This is a genomic window from Streptomyces sp. NPDC126503 (assembly GCF_040302405.1).
Classification (GTDB): Bacteria; Actinomycetota; Actinomycetes; order Streptomycetales; family Streptomycetaceae; genus Streptomyces; species Streptomyces gulbargensis.
Window position 1 is genome coordinate 79,492 of sequence record NZ_JBEORS010000015.1, and the last position, 25,954, is coordinate 105,445.

General features: G+C 71.3%; 27 protein-coding genes and 5 pseudogenes. 14 read left to right on the forward strand and 18 right to left on the reverse strand.

Features of this window, described 5'->3' with window-relative positions:
• Window positions 1-2: 2 nt before the first annotated feature.
• Both ABTY40_RS20220 and ABTY40_RS20225 read right to left on the reverse strand, forming a co-directional pair.
• Complete coding sequence (locus ABTY40_RS20220) at window positions 3-1,025, reverse strand: tetratricopeptide repeat protein (protein WP_352060857.1); 1,023 nt, start codon at window positions 1,023-1,025, stop codon at window positions 3-5.
• Window positions 1,026-2,076: 1,051 nt separating this feature from the next.
• On the reverse strand, window positions 2,077-2,808 hold the full coding sequence (locus ABTY40_RS20225) for an alpha/beta fold hydrolase (protein WP_352060777.1): 732 nt from the start codon (window positions 2,806-2,808) through the stop codon (window positions 2,077-2,079).
• Between the two features lie 116 nt (window positions 2,809-2,924).
• Between ABTY40_RS20225 and ABTY40_RS20230 the strand changes: the two are divergent.
• Window positions 2,925-3,120, forward strand: a pseudogene (locus ABTY40_RS20230) (GNAT family N-acetyltransferase); the annotation flags it as partial.
• 179 nt (window positions 3,121-3,299) lie between these two features.
• Here the strand turns inward: ABTY40_RS20230 and ABTY40_RS30905 are convergent.
• From ABTY40_RS30905 to ABTY40_RS20250, 5 genes and pseudogenes are all read right to left on the reverse strand, one after another.
• Window positions 3,300-3,926, reverse strand: a complete 627-nt coding sequence (locus tag ABTY40_RS30905) for a DUF8825 domain-containing protein (RefSeq protein ID WP_502990633.1) — start codon at window positions 3,924-3,926, stop codon at window positions 3,300-3,302.
• Between the two features lie 86 nt (window positions 3,927-4,012).
• Window positions 4,013-4,441: an NAD(+)--rifampin ADP-ribosyltransferase gene (gene arr, locus ABTY40_RS20235; RefSeq protein ID WP_352060778.1), complete on the reverse strand. Its 429-nt coding sequence runs from the start codon at window positions 4,439-4,441 to the stop codon at window positions 4,013-4,015.
• Between the two features lie 99 nt (window positions 4,442-4,540).
• Window positions 4,541-4,732 carry a hypothetical protein gene (locus ABTY40_RS20240; protein WP_352060860.1) on the reverse strand — a complete coding sequence of 64 codons (192 nt, stop codon included), beginning with the start codon at window positions 4,730-4,732 and terminating at the stop codon, window positions 4,541-4,543.
• A pseudogene (locus ABTY40_RS20245) lies at window positions 4,710-5,053 on the reverse strand (histidine phosphatase family protein); the annotation flags it as partial. The pseudogene ABTY40_RS20245 and the gene ABTY40_RS20240, both read right to left, overlap by 23 nt.
• A gap of 138 nt (window positions 5,054-5,191) precedes the next feature.
• A pseudogene (locus ABTY40_RS20250) lies at window positions 5,192-5,411 on the reverse strand (hypothetical protein); the annotation flags it as partial.
• A 146-nt stretch (window positions 5,412-5,557) separates the two neighbouring features.
• Here ABTY40_RS20250 and ABTY40_RS20255 point away from each other — a divergent pair.
• A complete protein-coding gene (locus ABTY40_RS20255) occupies window positions 5,558-6,706 on the forward strand; it encodes an AI-2E family transporter (RefSeq protein ID WP_352060779.1) in 1,149 nt (382 codons plus the stop codon).
• Window positions 6,707-6,785: 79 nt separating this feature from the next.
• Here the strand turns inward: ABTY40_RS20255 and ABTY40_RS20260 are convergent, their stop codons facing one another.
• The gene (locus ABTY40_RS20260) at window positions 6,786-6,956 is read right to left on the reverse strand and encodes a hypothetical protein (protein ID WP_352060780.1); all 171 of its coding nucleotides are present in this window, start codon (window positions 6,954-6,956) and stop codon (window positions 6,786-6,788) included.
• A 169-nt stretch (window positions 6,957-7,125) separates the two neighbouring features.
• Between ABTY40_RS20260 and ABTY40_RS20265 the strand changes: the two genes are divergently transcribed.
• Entirely contained in the window at window positions 7,126-7,290 is a 165-nt protein-coding gene (locus ABTY40_RS20265; RefSeq protein WP_352060781.1) for a hypothetical protein, read from the forward strand.
• Entirely contained in the window at window positions 7,281-7,850 is a 570-nt protein-coding gene (locus tag ABTY40_RS20270) for a hypothetical protein (RefSeq protein WP_352060858.1), read from the forward strand. The genes ABTY40_RS20265 and ABTY40_RS20270 overlap by 10 nt, the downstream gene beginning before the upstream one ends.
• Before the next feature lie 1,097 nt (window positions 7,851-8,947).
• On the opposite strand, the pseudogene ABTY40_RS20275 reads toward ABTY40_RS20270, so the two are convergent.
• Both ABTY40_RS20275 and ABTY40_RS20280 read right to left on the reverse strand, forming a co-directional pair.
• Window positions 8,948-9,139 (reverse strand): annotated as a pseudogene (locus ABTY40_RS20275) (peptide-N4-asparagine amidase); the annotation flags it as partial.
• A 393-nt stretch (window positions 9,140-9,532) separates the two neighbouring features.
• Complete coding sequence (locus ABTY40_RS20280) at window positions 9,533-10,927, reverse strand: hypothetical protein (protein ID WP_352060782.1); 1,395 nt, start codon at window positions 10,925-10,927, stop codon at window positions 9,533-9,535.
• A 137-nt stretch (window positions 10,928-11,064) separates the two neighbouring features.
• On the opposite strand from ABTY40_RS20280, the gene ABTY40_RS20285 reads away from it, so the two are divergent.
• Window positions 11,065-11,232, forward strand: a complete 168-nt coding sequence (locus ABTY40_RS20285; RefSeq protein ID WP_352060783.1) for a hypothetical protein — start codon at window positions 11,065-11,067, stop codon at window positions 11,230-11,232.
• Window positions 11,233-11,517: 285 nt separating this feature from the next.
• On the opposite strand, the gene ABTY40_RS30910 is transcribed toward ABTY40_RS20285, so the two are convergent.
• A complete protein-coding gene (locus tag ABTY40_RS30910) occupies window positions 11,518-12,423 on the reverse strand; it encodes a DUF8825 domain-containing protein (protein ID WP_502990629.1) in 906 nt (301 codons plus the stop codon).
• Here ABTY40_RS30910 and ABTY40_RS20290 point away from each other — a divergent pair.
• The 3 genes from ABTY40_RS20290 (at window position 12,404) to ABTY40_RS20300 (ending at window position 15,243) form a co-directional block, all read left to right on the forward strand.
• Window positions 12,404-13,891 carry a PP2C family protein-serine/threonine phosphatase gene (locus ABTY40_RS20290; protein WP_352060784.1) on the forward strand — a complete coding sequence of 496 codons (1,488 nt, stop codon included), beginning with the start codon at window positions 12,404-12,406 and terminating at the stop codon, window positions 13,889-13,891. The two genes, ABTY40_RS30910 and ABTY40_RS20290, sit on opposite strands and share 20 nt — an antisense overlap.
• Window positions 13,888-14,343 (forward strand): STAS domain-containing protein, encoded by a 456-nt coding sequence (locus tag ABTY40_RS20295; RefSeq protein ID WP_352060785.1) that lies wholly within the window; start codon window positions 13,888-13,890, stop codon window positions 14,341-14,343. Before ABTY40_RS20290 ends, ABTY40_RS20295 begins: the two co-directional genes overlap by 4 nt.
• Window positions 14,344-14,706: 363 nt before the next feature.
• Window positions 14,707-15,243 carry a hypothetical protein gene (locus ABTY40_RS20300; RefSeq protein ID WP_352060786.1) on the forward strand — a complete coding sequence of 179 codons (537 nt, stop codon included), beginning with the start codon at window positions 14,707-14,709 and terminating at the stop codon, window positions 15,241-15,243.
• 210 nt (window positions 15,244-15,453) lie between these two features.
• On the opposite strand, the gene ABTY40_RS20305 is transcribed toward ABTY40_RS20300, so the two are convergent.
• The gene (locus tag ABTY40_RS20305; RefSeq protein WP_352060787.1) at window positions 15,454-16,656 is read right to left on the reverse strand and encodes an MFS transporter; all 1,203 of its coding nucleotides are present in this window, start codon (window positions 16,654-16,656) and stop codon (window positions 15,454-15,456) included.
• A 91-nt stretch (window positions 16,657-16,747) separates the two neighbouring features.
• Here ABTY40_RS20305 and ABTY40_RS20310 point away from each other — a divergent pair, with 91 nt between their 5' ends.
• Window positions 16,748-17,353, forward strand: a complete 606-nt coding sequence (locus tag ABTY40_RS20310; RefSeq protein WP_352060788.1) for a TetR/AcrR family transcriptional regulator — start codon at window positions 16,748-16,750, stop codon at window positions 17,351-17,353.
• A 642-nt stretch (window positions 17,354-17,995) separates the two neighbouring features.
• Here the strand turns inward: ABTY40_RS20310 and ABTY40_RS20315 are convergent.
• Together ABTY40_RS20315 and ABTY40_RS20320 are read right to left on the reverse strand one after the other, a co-directional pair.
• Entirely contained in the window at window positions 17,996-18,718 is a 723-nt protein-coding gene (locus ABTY40_RS20315; RefSeq protein ID WP_352060789.1) for a cation efflux transmembrane domain-containing protein, read from the reverse strand.
• The gene (locus ABTY40_RS20320) at window positions 18,718-19,053 is read right to left on the reverse strand and encodes an ArsR/SmtB family transcription factor (RefSeq protein ID WP_352060790.1); all 336 of its coding nucleotides are present in this window, start codon (window positions 19,051-19,053) and stop codon (window positions 18,718-18,720) included. The genes ABTY40_RS20315 and ABTY40_RS20320 overlap by 1 nt, the downstream gene beginning before the upstream one ends.
• Before the next feature lie 256 nt (window positions 19,054-19,309).
• Here ABTY40_RS20320 and ABTY40_RS20325 point away from each other — a divergent pair, with 256 nt between their 5' ends.
• Window positions 19,310-19,630, forward strand: coding sequence for a nucleoside 2-deoxyribosyltransferase domain-containing protein (locus ABTY40_RS20325; protein ID WP_352060859.1), 321 nt, complete (start codon window positions 19,310-19,312; stop codon window positions 19,628-19,630).
• A gap of 645 nt (window positions 19,631-20,275) precedes the next feature.
• Here the strand turns inward: ABTY40_RS20325 and ABTY40_RS20330 are convergent.
• Both ABTY40_RS20330 and ABTY40_RS20335 read right to left on the reverse strand, forming a co-directional pair.
• Window positions 20,276-20,569, reverse strand: coding sequence for a hypothetical protein (locus ABTY40_RS20330; RefSeq protein ID WP_352060791.1), 294 nt, complete (start codon window positions 20,567-20,569; stop codon window positions 20,276-20,278).
• Between the two features lie 81 nt (window positions 20,570-20,650).
• Entirely contained in the window at window positions 20,651-20,785 is a 135-nt protein-coding gene (locus ABTY40_RS20335) for a hypothetical protein (RefSeq protein WP_352060792.1), read from the reverse strand.
• Between ABTY40_RS20335 and ABTY40_RS20340 the strand changes: the two genes are divergently transcribed.
• The 3 genes from ABTY40_RS20340 (at window position 20,784) to ABTY40_RS20350 (ending at window position 22,776) form a co-directional block, all read left to right on the forward strand.
• Window positions 20,784-21,284, forward strand: coding sequence for a hypothetical protein (locus tag ABTY40_RS20340; RefSeq protein ID WP_352060793.1), 501 nt, complete (start codon window positions 20,784-20,786; stop codon window positions 21,282-21,284). The two genes, ABTY40_RS20335 and ABTY40_RS20340, sit on opposite strands and share 2 nt — an antisense overlap.
• A 575-nt stretch (window positions 21,285-21,859) precedes the next feature.
• On the forward strand, window positions 21,860-22,381 hold the full coding sequence (locus tag ABTY40_RS20345; protein WP_352060794.1) for a cupin domain-containing protein: 522 nt from the start codon (window positions 21,860-21,862) through the stop codon (window positions 22,379-22,381).
• Entirely contained in the window at window positions 22,378-22,776 is a 399-nt protein-coding gene (locus ABTY40_RS20350; RefSeq protein WP_352060795.1) for a VOC family protein, read from the forward strand. The genes ABTY40_RS20345 and ABTY40_RS20350 overlap by 4 nt, the downstream gene beginning before the upstream one ends.
• An 18-nt stretch (window positions 22,777-22,794) precedes the next feature.
• On the opposite strand, the pseudogene ABTY40_RS20355 reads toward ABTY40_RS20350, so the two are convergent.
• Window positions 22,795-23,505 (reverse strand): annotated as a pseudogene (locus ABTY40_RS20355) (IS5 family transposase).
• 191 nt (window positions 23,506-23,696) lie between these two features.
• Here ABTY40_RS20355 and ABTY40_RS20360 point away from each other — a divergent pair.
• Window positions 23,697-24,512 carry a sulfite exporter TauE/SafE family protein gene (locus ABTY40_RS20360; protein ID WP_352060796.1) on the forward strand — a complete coding sequence of 272 codons (816 nt, stop codon included), beginning with the start codon at window positions 23,697-23,699 and terminating at the stop codon, window positions 24,510-24,512.
• Window positions 24,513-24,604: 92 nt separating this feature from the next.
• Here the strand turns inward: ABTY40_RS20360 and ABTY40_RS20365 are convergent, their stop codons facing one another.
• A complete protein-coding gene (locus ABTY40_RS20365; RefSeq protein WP_352060797.1) occupies window positions 24,605-25,939 on the reverse strand; it encodes an outer membrane protein assembly factor BamB family protein in 1,335 nt (444 codons plus the stop codon).
• Between the last annotated feature and the right edge of the window lie 15 nt (window positions 25,940-25,954).

A 25,954-nucleotide genomic window follows, 5' to 3' on the forward strand; every position in this document is an offset into this window, starting at 1 on the left:
CGCTAACCCCGGGCGGCGCGGACCATGCGCAGGTTCTCCCGGGCCTCCGCCGTGCGAGGGTCGGCCGTGCCGTAGAGCCGTTCGTAGCCGGCGAGGACCAGGCGGCACTCCTCCTCGGCCTGGGCGTGCCGGCCCGCGTTGAAGAAGGTGGCGGCCAGGCTGGTGCGGTACTTCAGAACGGCCGGATGGTCGGCGCCGTGCAACCGCTCCATGCCCACGACAGCCGCCCGCAGCTCGGACGCGGCCTCCTCGACCTCGCCGAGAGCCTGGAGCATGGCGCCCAGGGTGGCGCGTGCGGACAGCGTGTCCGGATGGCCAGCGCCCCTGATCTCCACCGACTGCCGCACCCCGTCGCGCATCGACCGCGCGGCCTGGGCGACGTGCCCCAGGTGGTACTGAACGGCGGCGTGGTTGATCCGGGCCGTCAGGGCCAGCTCCGACGTCCGGCCCAGCAGGCGCTCGGCGTCACGCAGCACCGAGAGGTAGAGCGCTCCGGCCTCCTCCAGCGAACCCCGGGCCCGCAACACCCCCGCCAGGGTGTTCCGGCTGCCGAACGTGTCCTCATGCTCGGGCCCCAGCACCCGCGTCCGGCGTTCGAGCGCGGTGCGCGCCAATCGCTCCGCTTCCTCGTGCCGCCCCAGGGCGAGCACGACGAGGGCCAGATCCCCCAGGGCGGTAAGCGTGTCCGGATGCTCCGGGCCCAATGTCGCCTCGCGCTGGGCGAAGACGGAACGGCGCAGCCGCTCCGCGTCCTCCGGCCGGCCACGAGCCCGTAACAGGGAGGCGAGAGCGGCCTCCGCCGCCAGGGTGTCCGGGTGGGCGGGCCCCAGGTCCGCCCTGCGCTCCGCCAACACCCAGCGGACGACCTCCTCCGCCTCGCCGAACTCTCCTTCCCGGCGGAGTTGCTCGGCCAGTTCGAACGCGAGCCGTACGACCTCCGGATGGTGCGGGCCGTGTGCGGTCTCGAGATGACTCAGCTCCAGGCGGGTCATCCCCGACGGCGTCAGGGAGAGCGTCATCTTCATCACGGGGATGCCGTCCTTACCCTCGTGTCGGGTGATCCGGTACGAGCCCAGGCCCTCCAGCTCACCCTCCTCGGCCACCCCGTCCGGTGCCGGTGACGGCCCGGGCACGGGAGCCGAGGAGGGCTGAAACCGGGCGGCCTGGCTCTCCGCCCCCGAGCGCGCGCCCCGACCGCGCCGGCGGAACGGCCATCTGCCCCGCCCCGCCCCGTCCGTACCGGTCATCCCCACTCCTTCGTCGCCCCAGGGAGTCGTTCCCCGTCCACCGGTGGTCCACCCCCGCGCGTCCGCCGTCTCACCGCACATCCAGCCGGAGAATCCCGTCGTCACCGGGCGACCGGCAGGCCGGGCCGTCGCGCGGCGCGTGCGCTCGTTCCCGTGACCCGGGGAGCGAAGGCCTCCCGCGGCGTCGCTTGCCCAGTTCGGGATCGTCAGCACGCAGGACATGTGGGACCGCACCCGTAAAGGCTGGCGGGACTGGGGGCGACTCCTTCGAGGACGTGAAGCCGCGCAAGCTCGGGGGCGAGCAGGGCAGGCGGGGGTTGATCGAGGTCGCGCTGACCGGGCCAGTTGGTGGAGCACCTGCGCAAGCTCGACATCGAGGCTCACGGCGCGACCTACCGCGACCATGCCGATGAGCTGCTGGCCCGCCGCATGTACGACGCGATCGTCCCGGTGGTGGACCGGATCGAGCCGGGCGAGCCACGGGCGGAGGTGCCGGGCGTGGCGGGAGATGACGCGGTGGCCGCCGGCCCGCCGCCCGCCTCCCCGACGACGGCCGTCGAGGTAGCCGCCGCGGCCAGGTGCGGGGGTGCGGCGTCCTGGGCAGAAGCGGCGTCGGCGCCGCCGTCGACGGATCCCCCCGGGGGTCCCGTCCGCCGGTCACCTCCCCGGTGTGGGGGTGCGTGGTGCCGGGCCAGCCAGACATGGGTTCGACCGACCACGGCAGTGTCCGGCAGAGCGCCGCGACTCAGCGCGGGCCCGGTGCGGCTCGGTCTGGAGATCCCGCAGGTGATCGCGGAAGCGAGTGGCGCATTTGGTTCAAGCCATCACCTCATCTGCGGGCGGACAACTGCCGGGCGAAGCGGCGGACGGCGTCGGTGAAGGCGTCCGGCGCGTCGAAGTTCGCCAGATGCCGGGCCCGGGGGATCAGTTCGACGCGGGCGTCAGGGTGCGCGCGGGCAAAGTCCCGCTCGCCGGCCCGGAAGACGGTGTCCTTCTCGCCGTTCAGGATCAAGACGGGGGCCGCCACATGCCGCATCGCGCTCGCGTCGAAACGGCCGAGCACCTCTCCCCAGGCGGCAGGCAGCGTGTGGAAGGCGTACCCGGATCGGATGGTCGCCGCCACCACCTCGGGCGGGTAGAGCCGTCGCAGCAGCCGGTCGTTCCACCGCGTCAGCCGTTGCGCGGATACGCGCGGCACGAACCCCGCGACCCATCGGTACGGCACGGCCCACGCCCCGCGGGTCGAGGCGCTGGCCCCTGCGAGAACGAGGCCACGCAGTTGTTGGGGACGCCACCGAGCGAACTCCAGCGAGGCGTACCCGCCCAGCGAGTGTCCGACCACCAGAGCCGGACCGGCGCCGAGCGATTCCACCGCGGCACCGATGACGTCCGTGGCCGCCTCCAGGCTCCAGGGCTCATCAGAGCGGGCGCCGTGGCCGGGGAGGTCAACGGCTGCTACCGGAAAGTCATCTCGCAGCGCGGCGAGCTGCGAGCTCCACTGCCCCGCGCTGAACCGCGTTCCGTGTACGAAGACAATGGGCGGTACGTCTGCTGCCGTCATGAACAATCCCCCAGATCAGCGCTCTCCTGGGCCTGACCCTAGCGGTGGGAGCCCGCCGGTCCTGAGACGCGGAACTACCGGAATACGGAGGTCACCGATCGGCCCTCTCGGCCAGCGCGTTCGTCCTGGACACGGTCGTAGCTCAGCGCAATCGTTCGAGCGGAGTGGGAGCCGCGCTGGTCAAAGCAGCTGCTGAGGGATGCCGTGCTGCAGGGTGTGAGTGGCTGCATGTCGACTTCGAAGAGCACTTGCGTTCGTTCTACTTCAATGCCTGCGGCTTCAGAGACGGCGGCAGGACTGATCGCCCTGTGACCCTGGCCTCCCGGCCCTGGGGGCGGGTCCAGAGGCCGGGAGGGCTTCAGCTGGCGATGTGCTCTTCGGCTCGGGCACCCCGATGCTGCCCTGGCAAGTACCCCAGTGCTGTCAAAACTCGTGAACATCACCCGACCATGGATCCGGGTGCCTCCCGAACCTGTAAACAACTCACGTCACTACTCGTAAATAAAGCCAACCCCTGTACGGGGGACCGGTCGGGCGGCGCCAGACTCCCCGCATGTCAGAAACCTTCTGGACCGCCGCGGGAGCGATAGGCGGCACGCTGGCCCTCGGCGTCGAGGAGGTCTCCGAAGCCGTGGCGGGCGAGTCCACAGTTGCCCGGTGGAGCCCCGGGTGTCCCTTGGCGGCGCGGGAGGCGGTGGCGGTCCACGACCGTCCGCGGCGGGCGGCCTCCCGGCGCCGCCGCTCGTCCTCCCCTGCCGCTTCAGGTCCCGGATGGTGCGTTCCTTCTGCGCGAGGGCGCATCGCAGCCACGCCACGACGGTCCGGTGCTGTTCGAGACGGCCGACTCTTTCCAGCTCGACGTCGCGTACCGCCCTACGCCGCCTCCGCCACGACGATGCGGCCCCGGCATCGGCCCGGCGCTCGATGTCGGCCTGGACCTGGGGCAGCTCCTTCAGTGCCATGCGGGCCGCGACCCGCGTCGGACCCACCTCCAGGGTGTCCCAGTACGGGTGGGCGGAGACGGCTGCCGAGAGGTCGGTGACGAGCCGGCGTAGCCGTGCCTCTTCCCCGCTCTGCTCGGGGGTGTAGCCGGGGGACGGCTCACGGCCGCCGGTCACCTCCCCGAGCGGGCACTCACGCTGGGGCTGATCCCGCCCGCCGACATCGGGGGCCGCTGGCCGGCGGCCGTCGTCCAAACCGCCGCCTAGTCCAGGATCGTGGCCATCCCGCGGCGGCGGAGGTCGTCCAGGCCCGCCCGCATCGCCGCGATCTGCTCGGGGGAGTGCCCGACCCAGTCCGTCAGCTCGGCGACGACGCGGACGGGCTCGCGCGTGCGGTACGAGCGGGTCGGGTTTCCCGGGAGCTTCTTGTCGGTGACGTTCGGGTCGTCCTCCAGCTCGCCCGTCGGCTCCACGACGTAGATCCGGCCCGGCCCGTCCCCGGCCGCCAGCTCCGCGCCCCAGGCGGCGGCGTCCAGGGTCTCGGTCACGTAGACGTGCCGGGAGATCCGGCCCTCCTCGAAGTTGGAGGCGCGGCCGGGCACCAGCACGTCACCGGGCGCGAGGTCCGCCTTCGTCCCGTGCAGATACGTTCCGGCCTCGTACACCTGGAAGGGGACGGGGGCGCTGGTCATGGGGGGCTCTCCTTCGGGCCGGGGGGAAGCGAGCGGACACCTCTCGGTCCCGATCCTGCCCTGCCGGGGCCCGGATCCGCGAGCGCCCCCGGTAAGCCGTCAGCCGGACAGCAACGCCCGCAGCCGCTCGGGGGAGCTGCGCTGGGAGGCGCGCAGGGTGAGCCAGGAGCCGTCCGGAAAGGCCACGTCCACCCGGCGCCGACGCCGACGGAACCAGGACGTGGACCGCACGCCCGCGTGCCGGCACGAGACGGCCTGGTCGTCGGTCTGCCAGTGCGTCCGCACCGTCACCGTGCCCCTGCTCCCGCTCCTCCGCCGCAAAGCCTGCCAAGAACCCCAGCATCGCGTCCGCCGACTCCTCCGGAAACTCATCCCGCGCCGGAACGTACGGCACGCAGTCCCCCGCCGCCGAGCACCCGGCACCCCGCCCAGCCGCGCCGTTTGCTCCGCCCGCGCCGGCGGCCCGTGGCGCACCGCCGCCAGCGGCACCCCGCGCAGCCGCTCCCCGAGCAGCGCCGCCTGCCGCCGCCCCGCCTCCGAAAGCCCGCTCTCCTCGCCCGTGGCCTGCCCGTGCCGGGTGAGATAGAGGTAACGGGCGGCGCGTGCGGGCATGGACGGTTCCTCCAGTGGTGTGGGCGTCGAGCGGCGTCAGGCGTTCCCAGGGACGGACGGGGTGGACGGCCGCCCGATTCCGTACCGCCTGGGTGTGCTGTCTGGCGACGTTGGTGCCGCGGCTGGCGGGTGGCCAGGGCGGTAGGCGGCTTCGTCGAGGCGGCAGCGGGTCTCACCACGGCGGATGCGTCCATTGGTCTGGCCGATCCGCTCCGGGATCGCCGCGGCGCTCCCACGTCGTCACGGGCAGCCGCGGAGCTTGTGGGCCGAATGGCCCTGGTTCGCGACGACGCGGTCGGGCCGGGTCCTCGCCTGCCCGGCGCGGACGTGCGATCCGGATCCGGTCCATGACCGCCTCGCAGGCCGGTCCCGCACCGGCCGGCCACCCGGCCCGGCGCCGGCAACGGAGCGATCAACGTAAACGGCTCAACGGTCAGTGCATGTCCACGCCCCACGCACGGAGCGACGAACCATCGACTTCACACACCGCCTAGGGTGATCGGCATGTCTGCCTCTCTCAGTCCTGCGAGAACCCGCGCCGCGCTGCGCACCTCGGCCCGCATATCGGCGGAGCTGCTGCTGGTCCTCTTGGGCACCGCGGTGATGATCTGGCTGCTCGGCCGGATGTGGCCGATCGTGTGGCCGCTCGTCATCGGCCTGCTGATCACTACGCTGACCTGGCCCTCCGCCCGCTTCTTGCGCCGCCGCGGCTGGCCGCCGGCGCTCGCCGCCTCGGTGGTCACCGTCCTCTTCCTCGCCGTCGCCACCGGCGCCGTCGCGCTCATCGCCATACCGGTCGCCTCGCAATCCGGCGAGTTGACCGACGGGGTCGTCGAGGGCATCCAGCGCCTGCGTGAATGGACCGCCGGTCCGCCGCTGAACATCGGTGACGACCAGATCACCAGCGCCCTGGACACCGCAACCGATCGCCTGCAGAACAGCGTCGGCTCCATGCTGACCACGCTCGCCACCGGCATCGGAACGGTCGTCAACGGCGTCGTCACGGCCGTGCTCGCGCTCTTCCTGATGTTTTTCTTCCTCAAGGACGGGCCGCGCTTCCTCCCTTGGCTCGCCCGCCAGCTCCCCGGCCGCCTCGCCACCGACGCCACAACGATCGCCGAACGCGGCTGGGACACCCTCGGCGCCTTCGTCCGCTCGCAGGCAGCGGTCGGCCTCCTCGACGCCGTCCTCATCGGCATCGGCTTGTGGGTCCTGGGCGTCCCCCTCGTCCTGCCGCTCGCCGTACTCACCTTTGTCAGTGCCTTCGTACCGATCGTCGGGGCCCTGTTCGCCGGATTCGTCGCCGTGCTCATCGCCCTGGTCTCCAACGGCCTGACCGACGCCCTGATCGTGCTCGCCATCATCGTGGTGGTGCAGCAACTGGAGGGCAACGTCTTCCAGCCCATCATCCAGAGCCGCGGACTCGGTCTGCATGCCGCCGTCGTCCTGCTCGCCGTCACCCTCGGCGGCAGCCTTGCCGGCATCGTCGGCAGCCTCCTCGCCGTGCCCGTCGCCGCCCTCATCGCAGTGGTGTGGGGATACGTGCGCGAGCAGCTGTCCGAACCGCCTCGTCACGCCCCCGACGGTGGTACGGGTCCGGGCCCCGACAGCGGCCCCGAGGCTGTCGCCCCGGCCGTGACCCCGGCGCCCTGAGCGGGATCGCGCCCGCCGCGTACCGCGTGCCGAGCGGTAGGGGTACGTGTCGGGCGCCCTCCGCTCCGCCCAACGTCGCTCAGATGCTGCTGCTGCCCAGCGGTGAGCAGCGGTTGCCGTGGCAGACCTTGAAGTAGACCGTGCCACGCGATTCGTCGAGCTCCAGGTTGGAGGTGTGGCCGGTGCTGTTGACCGTCGGCACCCCGGAGGGTCGCCGCCTGCCCAGGGAGGAGTTGTAGGCCCACTTCACCCTGCCGGCTCCGGACTTCCCGGTGCGAACGGTGACGGTGGCCGGGTCTTGCGAGGAGCTCTTGCTCGGCCGTGCGCGGTCCTGTGCCGGGCGTTTGGCGCCCGCCCCTCCTGGGGGCTGGGGGCGAGAGGCTCGATCTCGGAAGGGACGAACCGTACGCCACTTCACCGTGACAGCCGCCCACCACCCGGAAGGAAGGCTCCTCACCGTGTGCGGGGAGATGGACCTCGACATCTGCCCGCAGGTCGAGGAAGTCACCACGGTCCTCCCCGTCGGAAACAAGACGCTGCACCTGGACCTGCCCGGGTGCCGTTCATCGACTCCATGGGCCTGAACACGCTCCTGCGGCTGCGGCGCCGGGTCCAGGCCGAAGGCGGCCGCCTCGTCCTGACCGGTCTCCAGGTCCAGTCCACCGAGGTGATGCGTCTGACCGAGACCTACGCACCTTCGACACCAGCTTCTCTTTCTTGCCGCACTGAAGAACGGCCCGCCTTGGAGCCTCACTCCAGCGGGCCCGGCGGCCTCGGGCAGGGCCCCGTTCAGGAGTGCCCGGCCGGGGCTGCCCTGGAGGTGACTGTCGCTCGGGGTGGGGTACAGAACCCCGCTCCCGCGGGGAATGCGGTCTCGTCCGGCCCGGGGCGGGTGGGTGTCTGGCCCATGCCGAGACTGCCCCACGGGCGACATACCTGGCGCATCTCCAGATCGGAGTATTCCTCGATCGCCGCCCGTACGTCCTCGGTGTCGAGAAGGGTGAGACCGCAGTTGCCCCGGTGGAGCTCCGGGTGCCCCTCAGCGGCGCGGGAGGCGGTGACGGTCCAGGACCGTTCCCGGCGGGCGGCCTCCCGGCGGAGCGGTTCGTCCTCGGCCTGCCGACAAAGTTCAGCGGATCCATAGATGCGGAAATCGACGCACCGAAGAGAGAGCCGGGTCCTGGCCGCTGTGGAGCCTGCCGCCATGCCGGGCGCCGCGGAAGACCGTGCGATGAAGCGAGCCGTCGCCCCGGTCTTGCGGGCCGGCTGCTGTCCTCTTCCTTTGTGCGCCGTCCGGGTGCCCGTGCCCCTCGCACGGGCTGCAGCGGAAGTCCGCGCCGATCCGTGGATGGTGCTCCTCAGCGCGGCGACGAAGAGAGGGTCCGGGGTGAGGGGGATGTCGATGTGCGGAATCCCGTACTTTCCACCTCCTTTACGACGGTCTGGCTCTGGAGCGCTTCACCGACCGCGCCACGCTCGACCAGGCCCGCCGCGACGACCGCCTCCTGCACCGCACCTCCGCCGCCCGCCACCTCGGCATCCGTGGCACCGACTTCAGCCACCTGACCCGCCGGGCTCCTGCACCCCGCCGTCCACGTGCACAGCCGGTTCCAGCCCCACTCCCACGCCCCGGCGGTCCCCCTCTACCGGTACGGCGACCTTCAGCAGCTCCTCACCCACCCCGGCATCGATTGGGAGGAGATCCGTACGACGCCGAAGGGCCGGCCGTCTCCGCTCGCCTACATCCCCACCGCACCCCGGGGCGGGATTCGCTGCCGGCCCGCGTCGAGATGGCAGGCGCGGGCGAGGCCCGGCGCCCAGACGGTGTTCTGGGGGCAGTACCGCCGGGCCGGTCCCGCCTCTCGCTCCCTGGCGGCCACCCCGCCCGCACGCTCCGTCCGAGCTGCTCGCCGGGGTGAGCGGGGCGCACCGAGCGCCGGGGTGACTTCCCGGCGGACTGCCCATGCTGACCTCGGCGCCGCCGGCGAGGCGACCTTCCAGCCGGGGCAGATGGCCGACCTGTCCGTGAAGTCGTCGGCCTTCCCGCTCACCCTGACGATCTCGACAGCAGCGAGCCGTCCCGGTGGCGGAGGTGCCGCAGCCCCGGGGCCGGCCGAAGCGGCGAGCGTGCCCGCGGCGACCGCGAGTGCGGTGACCAGGGATTTGAATGTCCTCGTGAAGCGCATGAATCCCTCTCCCATGTGAACTCCGCGGGTGTGCCGGCGGGGTCTACTACTCGGGGGCGCGGGTCACCCGGCAGCTGCGGGTGCCGGGGGTGGTGACGGGCGGGGCGGCGGTGACCGGATCGTGCCAGTCGGAGGTGAACTCGGCCGGCGGCGTGGGACCGGTGGGTCCGTCGGCGGCGGCCGGCGGGGCGGCGAGGAGCGCGCGGCCAGAGCATGCGTCATGTTCGTGATCAAGAAGGACAGGCATAGCGGCCGGGCGGTGCCGGCGTAGGCGAATCGGCCGCAGGTCGGCTGCCCGGGCGATCGGTTTCACCGGAGAAACGCTCCTGCCGGTCCTGCCCGGTGGCGCGCGGTGTGAGGTGCGGCTTCGTGGGCAGGAGCGGCGTCGGCGCCGCCGTCGACGTATCCCCCGGTGTCGTAACCGGCGGCGCGCGTACGGCAAGGCCCCGCCCGCAGGAGTGTTCCTGGGGCGGGGCCTTGGCGGTGTGGTGTGCCGGGGGAGTCTTCACCTCTTGCGCGGGGGTTCCGCGCGGGGATCCGCAGTTCTGTGGTGGACGCTTCCGGGTGTTTGCGGCTTGCCCGAGCCGCCTCGGGTTGCAGGGTGGGGGATGCCGCTTCGGGGCCCGTCCCTTTTGATGGATTACTTCACGAACCCGATACGGAAGGTGACTTCGCTGGCGGTGCCCGGTTGGGCTTTTTCGGTGAATGCCTGGACGAGGGCCCACCTTTTTCCGCTGGTGAAGATGCATGCGTGGGTGTCGGGGTCGCCTCCGGTGAGGCCGATGGAGCCCGCTTCGGGCGTGAGGCGGGTCCGTTTGGCGCATTGCGGGACGTCTTTGCTGTCGATCAGCCCCAGTTTGATGTTCGGGTTCGGTCTTTCGGTGGTCATGTTCATGTTGATGATGCTCGGGCCGTGCAGGGGGTCGTCGTAGAAGACGAATTCGTTGTCCTGCGGCCTGGGCGCGTTGAGTGTCTGGGCGTCGATGTCGAGGGCGTTTCCGTCGCTGACGGTGATCTCGTAGACGCCGATGAGGTGCTTGTCCAGCGCGCGGCGTGTGTCGTCGCCGTCCTCCGGAGCGGGCTCGGGGGCGGTCGAGGCGGGTGTCGCAGGCGGGGTGGTGGGGGCGCTGGAGGGCGGGCTGGTCTCCTGCGGAGTGGGCCGGGAAGCCGACGGGCTGCTGGAGGTGGGCCCCTGCGCTCCGGCGGCCGGCGGGGCGTCCTCGCGGGCCGCCCAGATCCCGATGGCCACCCCGGAGCCGACCAGGACCAGGACCGTGGCCGCTGCGCCGAGCAAGCGCCACCGGCGCGAGCGCCTGGCGCGGGGGGCCACCGGATCCGCGGGCGGCCGGTGCGGGGGTGGACCAGCGGGCATATCCGCAGCCCCGGGGCCCTCGCTGTGCTGCTCCATCAGATGCAGTAGGGCCCGGCAGCGGTCCATGTCGCCCTCCAGCTCACCGCGCTGGCGCGCCAGCCGGGCACTCTGGTGGGAGAGCTTGTCCGCTTCCGCGCGCAGACGGTTCACCCGTGCACCGCTCTGGCCGGAACTGCGCAGGCGGTCGACCTCGGCACGTAACCGGTCCCGCTGTGCCGTGACCTCGGCCAGCTTCTCGGTGACTTCGGCGAGCCGTGGCTCTCCTTCGAGCAGCCGCAGCAGCAGGGAGTTCTGGTCGCTGCCGGTGAGCTCGGCGCCCACCTCCACCAGCACCTTGCGATATTCGGTGAACAGGACCGCCGACAGCTCCATGGCGTCCACGTTGTCGCCGGCCCGCAGCGCGACCTGTTCGCGCAGGTCCCGCAGAAAGTTCCAGGGGGGCAGGCTGGTCCCCCCGACGTATTTACGGATGGTGGAGTCGTTGTAGACCGGGTCGTAGATCCGGGCGAAACCGCGCGAGCTGAGCCCGGTGGATGAGAGCAGTGTCCCGAGCTTTACCCCGAAGTCGGCCCTCTTCTCGTCCTTTTCGTCCCGCGACAGGCTCGGCGCTTTCACCCTGCTCAAGCGAGCCGGCTGTCCCTCCGGGGTGTCAGCCTGCGTCATGTGTGCCCCCTCCCACCACCATCCGGTGCCCTCCAGCACCGAAAAAAGCACCTGATGGGCCAGTCGCCCACACCAGGCAAGACACGTCACTGTAGAGGCAATCCACCGCCATGCAACGGGAGTTGCCCTCCCCCGGCGTGCCCATTTTCCCGGAGGCCCACATGTACGTGCTCGTCGTTCTCGCCCTGCTCGCCGTCGCCGGCATTGCCATCGGGCGGATCGCCTACCTGAACCCCGCCCTGGGCACCTCCATGGTCACCGCCACCACCGTCCTCGCCCTCGTCTACACCGTCCTGCAGAACTGACCCCGGGCATGAAAAAGCCCTCTGCGGCCGGGCCCGAGAACACCCGCAAGGGTGAACCCGCCTTGCGTGTCCGCCGGCACGGCCCCAGCAGAAGAGAGCGGCCCCGGCGACGCGACAGACAGAGGACTTCAGCGTGACCACCACGACCGCGAACACCATCACCGCCGTGCGCGGGCCGGGGCCCGGCGGCCGGCGGACTACGGGCCCAGGCAGATTCCGGACGGGACCGGCCTGCCCGCGCGGCAGTTCGAGCAGGGGTCCTGAAGTCCCCTCTGTGACGTCGCGTCACCGTGCCGGGTCATGGGAATGCGATCGTGTCCGGCTCTGGCCGGGTGGGTGGCTGGTCGGTGCCGAGGCTGCCCCACGGGGGGGGCAGATCTGGCACATCTCCAGGCCGGGGTACTCCTCGGTCGCCGCCCGTACGCCTTCGGCGTCGAGAAGGTCCCCGAAGCCGTGGCGGGCGAGAGCGCAGTTGCCCCGGTGCAGTACGGGTGCCCCTCGGCGGCGCGGGAGGCGGTGACGGTCCAGGAGCGTTCGCGGCGGGCTGTCTCCCGCCGGCGCCGCTCGTCCTCGGCCTGCCGCTCCAGCTCCGGGATAGTGCGCTCCTCCTGCGTAAGGGCCCACCGCAGCCACGCCACGACCGTCCGGTGCTGTTCGAGACGGCCGGCTCTCTCCAGCCCGACGTCGCCCACCGCCCTGCGCCGCCTCCGCCACAACGACCCGGGCCTCGGCACCGGCCTGGCCCTCGACGGCCTGGACCTCGGGCAGGTGCTTCAGCTCCATGCGGGCCGCGACCCGCGCCGGTCCCACCTCCAACGCGTTCCAGTACGGGTGGGTGGAGACGGCCGCCGACAGGTCGGTGACGAGACCGCACCGCAGCCGGGAGGCCGGCCACTGAGTGGACCCGACGCCGCGCACCCGATGCCGTGGTGCGCACCGACGGTGTCCGGCACCCTCTCCACCGAGTGGAGCCCACCGACCGGGAGTGGACGACATCGTGGGGGGTGCGTGGGCACTGTCACGTTTGCTGACCGCGAGCGCGCGTACGTCAGTGTGGCACGGCTTTTTCCGCATGCTTCTGAGCTGGCCGCTCGGCAGCGCCTTCTGAGCGCTGGGGCGTTCGGTAGGGTTCCAGGGTGCTGGCTGTCCGGTCGGCGTCTTCCTGGGGGGGATGAGCGAGACGAGGGTCATGCCGGAGCAAGCGAGCCCGCCTGCGATAGCACCGAAGGAACCTCTGGCCGCGTCGGCCGAGGCGGCGCGGATGGCGGCGGTGCGCCGTTACGACATTCTTGACACCCCTCCGGACGGCGCCTACGACCGGGTCGCGGCGCTGGCCGCTCGCCTGTTCGAGGTGCCGGTGGCGACGGTGACCATCGTGGATGAGGACCGGATCTGGTTCAAGGCCACGCACGGGCTGGAAGGCGTCACTGAGATCGGCCGCGACCCGGGCCTGTGCGCCTCGGCGGTCCTGACCGATGACACCACCGTCATCCCTGACACCCTGCTCGACCCGGTCGCCTGCTCCAACCCGCTGGTCGCCGGCCCGATGGGGGTGCGGTTCTACGCCGCCGCTCCGATCATCACCGCCGACGGGTACCGCCTGGGCACCGTCAACGTCCTCGACACCCGCCCCCGCGAGATCAGCGAGGCGGACTCCGCCACGCTCGCGGACCTGGCCGCGGTGGTACGTGACCAGTTGGAGCTGCGGCTGTCGGCGTTGCACGTGGTGCGCGCCGAGCAGGAGCGCCGCAAGGTTGAGCAGGAGAAGCGCCAGGCGGAGGAAGAGGCTCGGCAGCGGGCTGAGCGGGACAGAGCGGCCATCGCCGCGTTCGCCTCCACGCTGCAGCGCACTCTGGTGCCTCCCGTGCTGCCCGCGGTGCCTGGGCTGGAGCTGGCCTGCCACTACAAGACCGCCTCCCCGCAGGAAGTGGGTGGCGATTTCTACGACGTCTTCCCCATCGGCGGGGACCGGTGGGCGTTCTTCCTGGGCGATGTCTGCGGCAAGGGCGCCGAAGCCGCCTCGGTCACCTCACTGACCCGCTACACGCTGCGGGCCGCGGCCCTCGTCGACGCCGATCCCACGGCCGCACTGAAGGCCCTGAACACGGCGCTGCTGCTGGACGCGGCGGTCGGCACCCGCTTCTGCACCGCAATCTTCGGCCTGCTCGATCCCGCCCGGGACGGCGGCTTCACAGTTACGCTGGCCACCGGCGGCCACCCGCCCGCCTACCACCTCAGCCCCACCGAGGACGGCGGTGTACGGGTGGAGGCGGCCCGCGCCAACGGCGGCATGCTGGTCGGCGCCATCGCCGAAGCCACCTTCGCCTCACGCACCCTGCACCTGGCGCCCGGCCAGGGCTTGCTGCTCTACACCGACGGGCTGACCGAGGCCCGCACCGCCGATGGCCGCATGCTCGCCGACACGGGCCTGACCGACTTCCTCGCTCAGCGGCAGGCGCCGGTCAGGGCCGGCTTCCTGATCGACGACACCGTCGCGCTCCTGGACACCCTCCCCGACACCGAACGCGACGACGTGGCACTGCTGGCTCTGTCCGTCCCCACCCCCGATGCCGCTCCCGCCGGCATCACCACCACCGTTCACAGCGCCGCCGCCCCGACCGCCGACGTCTCCGTCGGGCAGGAGAACCGACGACCATGACCGCCGCACTCCACATCGACGTCCCGCTCACCGACGGCTCCCTGGCCGTGATCGCGCTGTCCGGTGAATTCGACATCAACGCCGCGCCCGCCGTGCGTGCCCGCGCCCTGGACCTGATCGCGGTCGGCCACCCCCACCTGGTCGCCGACCTTTCAAGTGTCACGTTCTGCGACTCCTCCGGCCTGGGCGCCCTCGTCGGTATATGGCGCTGCGCCAAGGACGCCGACGGCTCCCTGACCCTGTCGGCCATCCCCGACCGGCTGAGCCGCCTGCTCAGCGTCACCGGGATGGACACCTTCCTGCCCGTCTACCCCAGCGTCGAAGCCGTGCTTGCCGCCCGCCAAGGCAACCGCACCACCGCCTGGCACCCCTCGCCCGCCAAGCGGCACCAACAGCCGGGTAGCACTGCACGGCCCGAGGACCAGCATGGGCCACCGCACCGAGAGTGGTGAACAGCCATTCCTTTCTCACACCGGAAGGCTACGCAGAGCGGCCGAGCCACCGCTGACCACAATGGATGCGACAACCCGCTGGTGTGACGGGGTGTCCACCAGTTTCTGGGACAGCGGGCTACGCCGCAGCAGCGAACGGGGGAGGGGTGCATGAAGAGTGGGCACCAGAGGCCAGGGACGGCCTGCGATCCGCCACCGTTGATGACGCGCGCCCTGACCCGCGAGGCGGGGCGGGCGCGACAGCTCCTGGCCGTAGGGGAGTGGCGCCCTGCGGCGGCGGACCGTGAAGCAGCAGCGCGGGTTCTGGCCCGCCTCGCGGCCCCGCTTCCGTCCCGGCGGACAGCCGCCCCACGGGTGGTGGCCATGGACCGGGACCGGCGCCTCCAGCGCATCCTGCGGACCGTCGTTCACCACTTGGACTCAGGTGCTGTCAGCCCACCCGCGGCCGCTCTCCTGGCCGCCGTCGCCCGGGCCTTCCTGCCCTGGCACGGCGTACCGAACCCGCCGCCCGCAGCCGCAGCCCCGAGCTACGGCACTCAGGCGGCCGCACCGGACGGTCCGGCGACCCCGCCGACGGAGGCGGGCGAGGTGCTGCTCCCCGATCTGATCACTCTGTTCGCCGCTCTGGCTTCGGCGAGCGGGGCCGGGAGCGACCCGCTCACGCCGCCGGTCGAGCCCTGGCGCATCCGGTACGCGGGCCGATTCCGCCACTACGACAGACCCGCCTCCGGAGTGTGGACGGCCCGCACCTTCGACTGCCCTGCGTGCGGAGGCGCGACCGGCCCGTGGACGGTGACCTGCGACTGGCGCCAGATCTCACTTGGCTGCCCATGCGGGAGGACGACCCGGGAGCACGGTCTCGCCTTCTCCGAAGTCTGGCTCCTCCTGCCCGATGCGTGACCGGGGTCGTACCTCGGTGAATGAGACCGATCGCCTCGATCCCGATCATCCAGTCAGGGACGACGAGGGCGGACACCTCGACGAACGACTCCGCGAGGTGTGGTTTGCCCGGGAAATACTCCACGGGCAGTCCGGCGAAGTCGTCCTGCCGGGTGATGCCGGTGACGAACAGTCCCGCCGTCCGCACACCGGCCGCTGCCTCTAATTCGGTCAGCGCATGGCGTCGTTGGTGCGCGCGGTCCAGATCGCCAGGGCGGCGAGCAGGGCGCAGGCGCCGCCGAGCCAGAGCGCGCCTTGGAGCGTGAGCGTGTCGACGATGACGCCGCCGGCCAGCGCGCCGCAGCCGATGGACAGGTTGAACACCGCCACCCACAGCGAGGAGGCCGCTTCCACGGCCTGCGGAGCGGCCTTGATCATCCAAGTCTGGAGGCCCACGGACACACCGCCGAAAGCCAGACCCCAGACGATCAGCAGGATGGCGCCCCCGATCGCGGTCCGGCCCAGCAGGAGGAAAAGGGGCATCGCGGCCGTCATGGCTACGGCGATGGTCAGCACGCTGCGGTGCACTCGGCGGGAGAGCGCCGCACCGGCGACGAAGTTGCCGATCATGCCGGCCGCGCCGAACCCGAACAGCAGCGGACCGACATAGCGCTCGTCGATCCCCGACAGCTTCTGCAGCGCCGGGCTCACGAACGTGTAAGCGGCGAAGTGTCCGAACACGAGGAGCACCGTCGCGATGATGCCGACGCGCACGCCTGGGTTGCGGAGCTGCTGCATCAGCAGTTTGGGCCGGATGGCCTGGGAGGCGACCAGCCGCGGCAGTACCGCCAGCAGGGCGATCAGGGTCACGAGCGCCAGGGTGCTCAGCGAGGAGAAGGCAATGCGCCAGCCGGTCAGGTCACCGACCAGGGTGCCGAGCGGGACACCGAACACGTTCGCGGCTCCGACGCCGCCGAAAATGACCGCGGTGGCACGCGGCACGTCCGCTGGCGCGACGAGCCGGACCGCGAGGCCGGCGGCGACCGCCCAGAAGCCGCCGACCGCGATGCCGACCAGCACCCGGGAGCCCACCAGCACCGCGAAGTTCGGCGCCAGGGCGGAGCCCAGGTTCGCGACGGTCATCAGGGCCATCAGCCCGAGCAGCAGGATGCGGCGGTCCAGCGCCCCGACGATCATCGGGACCAGGGGTGCGGCGAACCCGGCGACGATGCTGGGCACCGTCACCATCAGTCCTGCCGTCCCCTCGGAGACCGACAGCGCGGACCCCACCGAGGTCAGCAGACCGATCGGCAGTTGCTCGGCGGTCACCAGCAGGAAGGTGCCCAGCGTCACTACGGAGACCGCCATCCAGCGACTTCTGTCCAGGGTTCCCGGTTCCCTCGTCTGGGCGGGGGTCTGCTCTGCGGTCGTCAACGCATCCTCCTCGATAATTCGGGAACGCTCGCTCCCATATGGTGACAGTAGTATGGGAGCGAATGCTCCACAAGTTGGGTAAGGTGAACCTATGGCACGCCCCCGACAGTTCGACGAGAAGAACGCGGTCGCCTCGGCGACCGACCTGTTCTGGCGACGCGGTTACCACGCCACCTCGGTGCGCGACCTGGGTGACGAGCTGAAGCTCACACCCAGCAGCCTCTATCGGACATTCACCGACAAGCACACGCTGTTCCTTCGCGCGCTCGACCACTACCGGGCCACCGAGTCCACGGAGGCCCGCCAGCGTCTGGACGCGACGGACCGCCCGGTCCGGGAAGTGCTACGGGAATGGATGCTGTGGCTGGTCACCTGCCCAGCCGACGGCAAGCCCGGTCGCGGCTGCTTCGTGGTCAACACCGCAACTGAACTGGGCACCACCGACGAGAAGGTCCAGCAGCGGACCGAGGCCGCATTCGAGGTCACACGCCAGGCCTTGCGCTCGGCCCTGGCCGAGGGGCGCGATCGTGGTGAGCTGTCCGAGGACCTCGACGCCGACGCCGCCGCTGAACTGTTGTTCACCACGGTTCTCGGCCTACGGGTACGCGAACGAGCCGGGCACGACCTCAAGCGTCTGACCACCGCGATTGATTTCGTGATCCGGGGCCTGGGACCCACGCCCCCGGAATCTGCCTGATCGCCCGGAGCCAGTGGAACCCGATCCGGGCCACCGCCGACTCAACGGCCTGGATCGCTTCACCGTCCTCGAAGACAGGATCACGGGATCCACATCGTCGTCGACCCGGTCCAACTACCCGCGCCCGCCTGACCCGGTTTCGTCAAGGCCTGCCCACACAGGTGCCGGCCCTGGCGAACCGGACGAAGCCGAAGAGAGGCGCCGCCCGGCGGACCGACGGCGGGGTGCCCTTGCCACGGCTTCTTCTCCAACGGTCCCTCAGCCTCGCCGATGGGCCTCGGTGTTCTCGCGGATCGCAGTGGCGACCTCAAGCAGTGCGTACGCGATGGCGGCGAGCCCCTCACCGATCGCGTCGGTCTGCTTCTCCTCCCCCTGCCGCCCCGCAGCGGCCCGCGCGTCGCTCTGTCGCCTCGTACTCGTACGACACGACGCTCCCCTCCCTTCCACCGGACCAACCGGCGGCCCATGCACCCTGGCCGTCTCCAAGATCGGGCAACCGCCGGGCCGGCGGGGCGGGGCGGATCGAGGACGTGGGGGCGCGGTGGTCTCCTGCGACGCGGCGCGGCCGCGTCGGGGGTGGGGCCTTCGGGCCATGATCCGGGCAGGAGGCCCTTCGACGGTGGTGCGGCAGCATCGGGGCGGTCAGTTGCAGCAGTCGCATCCGGGGCGGCAACCGCACGCATCGGTCTCGGAACCGGCTGACGGCACGGCCGCGGCGGCGGGGACTGCGCAGCAGCCTTTGCCGAGCCAGGCGTCGCGGCCTTCCTTGACGGCGACGGCGGCGATGACGAGGGCGGCGATGGGGTCGGCCCAGGGCCAGCCGAGGGTGGCGTTGAGGACCAGGCCGAGCAGCAGCACGGCGGACAGATAGGTGCACAGGAGCGTCTGCTTGGAGTCGGCGACCGCGCTGGCGGAACCGAGTTCGCGGCCGGCCTTGCGCTGGGCGGCGGACAGGAACGGCATCACCGCGAGCGACAGGGCGGCGATGACGATGCCAGGGATCGACCGCTCGGCTTCCCCGGTGCCGGCCAGCGCGCGGACGGCGTCGACGGTGACGTACCCGGCGAGCGCGAAGAACGACACCGCGATGATCCGCAGGGTGCGCTCCTCGCGCGCTTCGCGGACAGCGTGGTCGGAGGCGGAGAACTGCCAGGCGACCGCGGCTGCGGAGGAGACCTCGATGATCGAGTCGAGACCGAAGCCGATCAGGGCCGTGGAGGAGGCGATCGTCCCAGCGGTGATGGCGGCGATCGCCTCGATGACGTTGTAGGTGATGGTCGCGGCGACCAGTAGGCGTATCCGTTTGGCGAGCGCGTCGCGGCGGGCCGGTGACGGCCCGAGGGATATGGATGTCTCGGCGGTCATCAGCAGCACTCTTCCGTCGCGGCGTTGGTGCACGTGCGGTCGGTCTCGACGGCCACCACGGCGGTGCGCAGGTCGTCCAGGGCGTGGCCGAGGCGTTCGTCGGCGAGCTCGTATCGGGTGCGGCGGCCGTCCGGGACGGTGACGACCAAGCCGCAGTCGCGCAGGCACGCCAGGTGGTTCGACAGCCGGGTCCGTGAGACGCCGAGGGCGTCGGCGAGGTCGGCCGGGTAGGCGGGGGCATCGCGCAGGGCGAGCAGGATGCGGCAGCGGATCGGGTCGGCGAGCGCGCGGCCGAAGCGGGCCAGCACCTCGATGTCGGAGGCAACAGTCAGCACACCACGACAGTACACAGACTCCTGAATTCAGGAAATCCTGGATTATCTAGCGGCTTGACTCGAGACCACCCGCGCCCTCGCCGCACAGAACGGTGAGCACCACCCGCTTGGTCATGGCCCGCGAACCCCTGCCCACGAGCGGTCAGTCTGTGTTCCTCGCCGGGCCCACCCCCGACAAGCGGCCGGTCCCGTCCTGGCGGCCGGAGGCGGTGCGGCTCCTGCCGGACAGTGGACCGGGCCCGAGCCGCTGACCGTCCTGAGCCCGGAGTCCCGCGACAGCGTATGGGCGGACCGGTACGAGGCGCAGGTCGACTGGGAGACCGACGCCCGCGCGACGGCCACGGCGATTCTGTTCTGGATCCCCCGCGACCTGCGCACCCTGCCGGGCATGACCAGCAACGTGAAATTCGGCCTGGACGCCGGCACCGGCCGTACGGTCCTCGGCTGCCCGCCCGACTGCCCCGGCCCCGAACGGAACCGTTACCTGACCTACGTGCCCGGCGTCACGGCGTCCCGGTCTGCACGACCCTGGCCGAGAACACAGCCGCCGCCCTCGCCGTCCTCGCCGCCTCCGTAACCCTGTCGGGATGCGGGACCGATTCCCCGCCCCAGCACGAGGAACGGCTGAACAGGGCGGCCGGGGTCGCCCAGTTCAGGATCGTCAGCATGCAGGACATGTGGGACCGCACCCGGGAGGGCGGCCGGCCCCAATCGCATGACACCTCCTTCGAGGACGTGAAGCCGCGCAAGCTCTGGGGGAGCAGGGCAGGCGGGGGTTGATCGAGGTCGCGCTGACCGGGCCAGTTGGTGGAGCACCTGCGCAAGCTCGACATCGAGGCTCACGGCGCGACCTACCGCGACCATGCCGATGAGCTGCTGGCCCGCCGCATGTACGACGCGATCGTCCCGGTGGTGGACCGGATCGAGCCGGGCGAGCCACGGGCGGAGGTGCCGAGCGTGGCGGGAGATGACGCGGTGGCCGCCGGCCCGCCGCCCGCCCCCCCCCGACGACGGCCGCCTCGGCCTCCCCCCGGCCGGCGGCTCCGTCGAGCGGCCCGCCGAAGTAGCCGCCGCGGCGAGGTGTGGGGTGCGGCGTCCTGGGCAGAAGCGGCGTCGGCGCCGCCGTCGACGGATCCCCCCGAGTCGTGGCCGGCGGCGCGCGAACGGGCGAACTCCCGTCCGCAGGAATATTCCTGCGGACGGGACCTCCGCGCGTACGGGTCTAGGGCGTCGCTTTCGGATCAGCCTGAACAGCGTCGTCCTCCGCCCGCACCCAGATCAGCTGCGCGCCGCTCAGCGGGGGGTCGAACCCTTCCGGGAACATCAGCATCAGTGGTTGCGGCCACATGCTCTCGGGCCCGTGCTCTTGGCAGTGCAGGGCGATGACATGCGGTCCTTCCCCGCAGGACTCGTGCCAGTAGGGGCGGTCATGGGCCTGGCAGAAGTACCCGAACCTAGAGCAGCTTTCCTCATTGCTCGGCTCGTAGAAGCCGGGATCGCGGACAATCTGGGTCACCGGCTCCTGCCGATTGAACCGGGGAATGGGCCGTGGATCACGCCACAGCAGTCGGGGAGGAAGCACGAGCTCATCCTGCACCTAGTTCCGGGTGGTGTCCGCGGCGCCCCATCCCGGGTCCATGGTGGTGTCCCAGCCGGTGTCGCGCCGGTTCCAGTCCGGGTCGGCTCCCCAGCCGATGTCGTCGCGGTAGCCCCACCCGGTGTCGCGGGTCATGGTCCCCTCCTTCGTACGCGGGCGCGGCCGGCTCCTGGACCGCACCTCCGCAGCGCGGCACCTCGGCGTCCGCGACGTCGACTTCACCCACCTGACCCGCACCGGACTCCTGCACCCCGCCACGTACGTGCACAGCCGGTTCCAGCCCCGCTCCCACGCCCCGGCGGTCCCCCTCCACTGCCACGGCGACCTTCAGCAGCTCCTGGCCCATCCGGGGATCGACAGGGAGGAGGTCCGGACCACGGCCAAGGGTCGGCCGTCCCCGCTCGCCCGTATCCCCACCGCGTCCCCGAGCGCGGGCGGGGGGTCGCTAGGGTCGCTTCCAGCCCGCGCCGACATGATGTGCGTGGGCGAGGCCCGGCGCCCAGGCGCGCTCGGGGGGCAGTACCACCGGGCCGCCCCTCTCCTCCCCCTCTCCGGCGACCACTCGCCCGCGCGCCCCGTCCCGAGCCGCCCGCCGGGGGACCGGGGCGCACCGGGGGAGCGCTCTCCTCAGTGACAGGCGCGGGGTATGAGCGGGGCCACGGCCGATGTGCCCACTGCTGGGCACCACCGCCGCTCCCGTACCAGGGACGCTGGCCCGGTGACCGCCCTGCGACGTCACCCGCCGCCTGAACGACATCGCCACCTGGTACGCAGGCGTCCTCACCCGCCTCTACCCGATCGGCCCCGACCGGGACGCCAAGCAGCTGCTCCTCGCGCACCACCGGGAGTTCGCCCGCCTCGCCGCCGTCGAACCCGGCGCCCGCTGTCGGAGCGGCGGCCCTGCAGCGGGCGAGGGCGCTCCTGATCCTGGCCCACGCCGAACGCGACCTCGGCCGCCCCGGGATGGCGGCCGGAGCGGTCCGTACGATTCCCGCCCGCGGGGACAACCGGGTCACCGGCCTGCTCTTCGACGGCGTCTAGGGCCTGTCCGGCGGATCTTGGATCGCCTCGGGACCTGTTCATTGGCATGACCGGCCATGGATCACGGTCCGATGGCGGCGTTCTCCGCTGTGAGCCGTGCTCCAGGATCCCATGACGGATACCGAAAGGGCCTGGGCAGACCGATGTCCCAGACCATAAGGTCCGGTCATGATCCACGAAACGCCCACCAGCATCGAGCCAGCCGCGCCGTTCCAGCCGGTACTGACCCGTCACGCCGACGCTGAGACCTGCGCCGACCCCAGCAGCGTAATGAAGCTGCTCGCCGACTCCGACCGCACGGCCGACGGCTTCACCTGCTACCGATCCACGTTCGCCAAGGGAGCCGTGGGGGCACCTGCGCACTTCCACACCAAGGCGACCGAGCTGTTCTTCGTGATCAGCGGCTCCCTCCAAGTGCTGGTAGGCGAGGAGATCACCCTGCTCAACACGGGCGACTTCCTGGCGGTGCCGCCGCACACCCCGCACGCCTTCGCCGCGGCGCCCGGCTGCGAGGCGGACGTCCTGTTCGTGTTCACCCCCGGCATGGGCCGCTTCGACTACCTGCGCCTGCTCGGCCGAGTCATGCGCGGCGAGGCCGACGCGAAGGAGATCGCAGAGTCGGCGGAGCGTTTCGACAACCACTACGTCGACAGCCCGCTCTGGCGCGCGGCCCTGGAAGCATCCGCATGATCGACTCCAACGCCCACATCCGGGTGGCCCGCCCCTCGCGCGACCTCGCTGCCGTCGAACGCTTCTACGTGGACGGCCTTGGCCTGGAGGTTCTGTGGCGCACCACCGAGCGCGTCCCGGGCGAGCACGACCTGCTGATGGTCGGCCCGAAAGGGGGCGTCTGGCACTTCGAGCTCACCCGTGACCCAGAGCACCCGCTGGAGCCCACCCCCACGGTGGATGACCTGTTCGTGGTCTACCTGGGCAAGCCGGTCGACGAGCTCCTGATCGATCGCCTCGTCGCGGCCGGCGGCACCCGTGTGCCGGCACACAACCCGTACTGGGACGAGCACGGGGCGACGGTCGCCGATCCGGACGGCTACCGCCTGGTCCTGTGCTCCCGCACCTGGACCTGACACCCATTCAGTCGGTCATCAGCGAAGCCAGAGGCGGATCGAGGCATCGGTCGCGGTGCCGTGGAAGATGTAGGCGCGTTTGTCGAACCTCGTGGCCACGGCCCTGAAGTTCTTCAGGGCGTTGATCGTCCGCTCTACTTCGTTCCTGCGCTTGCAGATCGTCCTGTCGAAGTCGGCAGGCCGGCCGCCCTTGCTGCCGCGCCGTTGTCGGTTGGCCCGCTGGTTCTTCGGCTCGGGGATGGCGTGCTTGATCTGGCGTCTGCGCAGGTAGGAGCGGTGTGGCGGGAGGCGTACGCCTTGTCGCCGCCGAGATGATCCGGCCGGGTGCGGGGACGGTCCGCCACCGGGCCGGCTGACGCGGATGCTGTCCATGACAGGGATGAACTGCGGGGCGTCAGCCCACTGGCCCGGCGTAATCAGCAGGGCCGGCGGGCGGCGTCCGCCCTCGGGCCGCTTCTTGCGGGCTCCGGCCGCGTGCTGGTGGGCCGGCGCGGTGGTGGGGCCTACGCTCACATGGACCCGTCGATCCGGCTTTCCGCGTTGGCGTCTGCCAGGACGTGCGCGAAGAGCCTGTCCCATGTGCCGTCCGCCGACCAGCGCCGATGCCGCTCGTACACGGTCTTCCACTTCCCGAAACGCAGGCAGATCCCGCCACGGCACCCCCGTCCGGTTCCGGTACAGGATCCCGTTGATGAGATCTCCCCGCCTCACGGACACGCCAACGCGCAGAGGATCAAGAGGTCACATGATCCGCCGGACAGGCCCTAGCCCCGGGACGAGAACGGGCAGTTGAGAGGGCGGGCCAGGCCTGGCAGGTTTTCGGAGGTCCGAACGAGTCAGGAGCGGACGTCCAGTGCCTTGCCCTGAAGCTGTGCGCCTGTCGTAGCGGCAGGGGCGTGCGGCCAGCGAGGATGCCTGTCATGAGCACGGACGAGTCCCCCCATCCCCTCCGGCCCGCGCACTCGGCACATGTGGTGTTCGGGGCGGGTGCATCCATCGGTGTTCTGGGCGGGATGATCGGGCTGGGCGGTGCGGAGTTCCGTCTGCCGCTGCTGATCAGCCTTTTCGGGTTCGCTGCGCTCTCGGCCGTGATCCTGAACAAGGCGATGAGCCTGGTCGTGGTCCTGGTCGCGCTGCCCGCCCGGCTGTCGGCCGTCCCGGCTGCCGAGGTCGCCGTCCGCTGGCCGGTCGCGGTCAATCTGCTGGCCGGCAGTCTCCTCGGCGCCTGGGCGGGGGCGTCCTGGGCGGTCCGTATACGCAGCGCCACCCTCTACAAGGTGCTGGCCGCCCTGATGGTCCTCATGGCCGCAGCGCTCGTGGTCACCCACGCCACCACCCTTGACACCCTCGCGCTCCCGCTCTGGGCTCAGATGCCCGCAGGTGTCATGGCCGGGTTCGGTATCGGTGTCGTCGCCGCGATCATGGGAGTGGCCGGCGGCGAGCTGCTGATCCCGTCGATCGTTCTGCTCTTCGGCGAGGACATCAAGACCGCCGGAAGCCTCTCCCTGCTGGTCTCCCTGCCCACCATGCTCGTCGCGTTCGCCCGCTACAGCCGTGACGGCAGCTTCGCCGTCCTCGGCGCCAACCTCCGCTTCACGGCGGTCATGGCCGCCGGCTCGGTCGCCGGGGCCGTGCTCGGCGGGCTGCTCCTCGGCGTGTTCCCGGACCTGGTCCTCATCCCCGCGCTCGCCGTGATCCTGCTCGTCTCAGCGGCCAAGCTCGCCCGCCACGACTAGGCAGTGTCTTCAAATGATCACCGCTGGTGGATCACGGTGTCGTGACACGTCGCCATGAACCGTCGGATGCCGAGTGGGAGTTCGTCCGGCCGTCAGCGCCGTTCGTAGGCCGTGAAGGGCTTCTCCGGCGCCGAGAAGGACCTGTAGCGGGCGCCGATGAGCCAGTCCTTGTATGTGAAGACCGTGTCCGGCAAGTCGTCGCCCTCGGGAAAGGTGTGGCCGCCGCGCCGCTCGCCCGTAGCGGCGTCCAGGACATAGAGTCCGCAGCCGGAATCGCGAGGGACGGCAGTGAGGACGGTGAGTTTTCCGTCCTGGGGCAGGATGTGGTAGGGGTGGCAGCGGTCGAGGCGGTCGTCGTCGACGGTGCCTCCCCAGAGCAGCTCACCGCTGGCGAGGTCGAAGGTGGTCAGACGGTAGGCGTCGACGCGACTGTTCCGCACGGGATGGAAGGTCACGGTGTAGAGCCTGCTGCCGTCCACTGCTGCCCCGAGCCGTCGGTGGGGCTGGATCTTGCCGTAGGGACCGCTGAAATCGATCGGCGGATTCGGGCGGCCGTTCCCGCCGAAGGAGAAGTAGGCCCCGGAGTCGGAGTCGCCGCTCTGTGAGGCGGCCACGACCAGCGGGTCGGCCGAGACGAACTCCGCACGGGTGTCCCAGGGGATGACGGTCCGGCCGCCGAGCGGGGTGGACCACAGGAGGGCGCCGGTGGCCGGGGCGAAGGCGGCGGCGTGCAGTTCGGCGTCCTGCGGGATCTTGTCGCCCCAGGGGTTGTCGGTGCCGCCGCAGGCGAGGAGGGCGGCGACCTGGTGCTCGGCGACCATGATCCGGCCCGGGACGCACCCCTTGGGGAGAGACGCCTTCCAGCGGGCCTTCCCGGTGCGCACGTCCACGGCGTGCAGTTCGTCCTTCGTGAGGAGCACGGCGATGCCGCTGCCGGCGGACACCTGATAGGGCTGGAGGCGGTGGAGGCCGGACCCGGTGGGGGAGAGAGGGGCCTGCCAGATCTCACGGCCGGTCTTCATGTCGAGCGCGACGGCGGTGGCGCAGACCTCGCTCTTCCCGGAGGCGGAAGTGCCCTTCCCGTCGCGGGTGAGGACCAGGACCGAGTTGGTGGTGTCGGCAGTGGCGTGGCAGACCGCCGAGCGGCCGGGCGGTACGTACTCCCAGCTTCGCTTACCGGTAGGGGCGCTGTACCCGCGCACTGCGTCGAAGCGGCTGCGGACCAGCGTGTCGCCGGACAGCCAGGCCCCGTTGCCCGTCTCTTCGGCCTTGCGATCCGCAGGGGTGTCCCAGACGACGCGCATCTCCTCGCCTGCGGAGGAGCACCCGGCGGTAAGCGAGCACAGGGCGACCAGGACGGCCGCCATCCTTACCAGGGCGCGCCTGGCGCGCCTGCCGGATGCCACGTCGTCCACCCGCACGGTCATGTCCGCTTCCCCCGA

Coding starts and splice junctions, on each gene's coding strand:
- ABTY40_RS20220 (WP_352060857.1), bottom strand. CDS start 1,025: ATGAAGATGACGCTCTCCCTGACGCCGTCGGGGATGACCCGCCTGGAG.
- ABTY40_RS20225 (WP_352060777.1), bottom strand. CDS start 2,808: ATGACGGCAGCAGACGTACCGCCCATTGTCTTCGTACACGGAACGCGG.
- arr (WP_352060778.1), bottom strand. CDS start 4,441: ATGACCAGCGCCCCCGTCCCCTTCCAGGTGTACGAGGCCGGAACGTAT.
- ABTY40_RS20255 (WP_352060779.1), top strand. CDS start 5,558: ATGTCTGCCTCTCTCAGTCCTGCGAGAACCCGCGCCGCGCTGCGCACC.
- ABTY40_RS20270 (WP_352060858.1), top strand. CDS start 7,281: ATGGGCCTGAACACGCTCCTGCGGCTGCGGCGCCGGGTCCAGGCCGAA.
- ABTY40_RS20280 (WP_352060782.1), bottom strand. CDS start 10,927: ATGACGCAGGCTGACACCCCGGAGGGACAGCCGGCTCGCTTGAGCAGG.
- ABTY40_RS20290 (WP_352060784.1), top strand. CDS start 12,404: ATGAGCGAGACGAGGGTCATGCCGGAGCAAGCGAGCCCGCCTGCGATA.
- ABTY40_RS30910 (WP_502990629.1), bottom strand. CDS start 12,423: ATGACCCTCGTCTCGCTCATCCCCCCCAGGAAGACGCCGACCGGACAG.
- ABTY40_RS20295 (WP_352060785.1), top strand. CDS start 13,888: ATGACCGCCGCACTCCACATCGACGTCCCGCTCACCGACGGCTCCCTG.
- ABTY40_RS20300 (WP_352060786.1), top strand. CDS start 14,707: ATGGACCGGGACCGGCGCCTCCAGCGCATCCTGCGGACCGTCGTTCAC.
- ABTY40_RS20310 (WP_352060788.1), top strand. CDS start 16,748: ATGGCACGCCCCCGACAGTTCGACGAGAAGAACGCGGTCGCCTCGGCG.
- ABTY40_RS20315 (WP_352060789.1), bottom strand. CDS start 18,718: ATGACCGCCGAGACATCCATATCCCTCGGGCCGTCACCGGCCCGCCGC.
- ABTY40_RS20340 (WP_352060793.1), top strand. CDS start 20,784: ATGGTCCCCTCCTTCGTACGCGGGCGCGGCCGGCTCCTGGACCGCACC.
- ABTY40_RS20335 (WP_352060792.1), bottom strand. CDS start 20,785: ATGACCCGCGACACCGGGTGGGGCTACCGCGACGACATCGGCTGGGGA.
- ABTY40_RS20345 (WP_352060794.1), top strand. CDS start 21,860: ATGATCCACGAAACGCCCACCAGCATCGAGCCAGCCGCGCCGTTCCAG.
- ABTY40_RS20350 (WP_352060795.1), top strand. CDS start 22,378: ATGATCGACTCCAACGCCCACATCCGGGTGGCCCGCCCCTCGCGCGAC.
- ABTY40_RS20360 (WP_352060796.1), top strand. CDS start 23,697: ATGAGCACGGACGAGTCCCCCCATCCCCTCCGGCCCGCGCACTCGGCA.
- ABTY40_RS20365 (WP_352060797.1), bottom strand. CDS start 25,939: ATGACCGTGCGGGTGGACGACGTGGCATCCGGCAGGCGCGCCAGGCGC.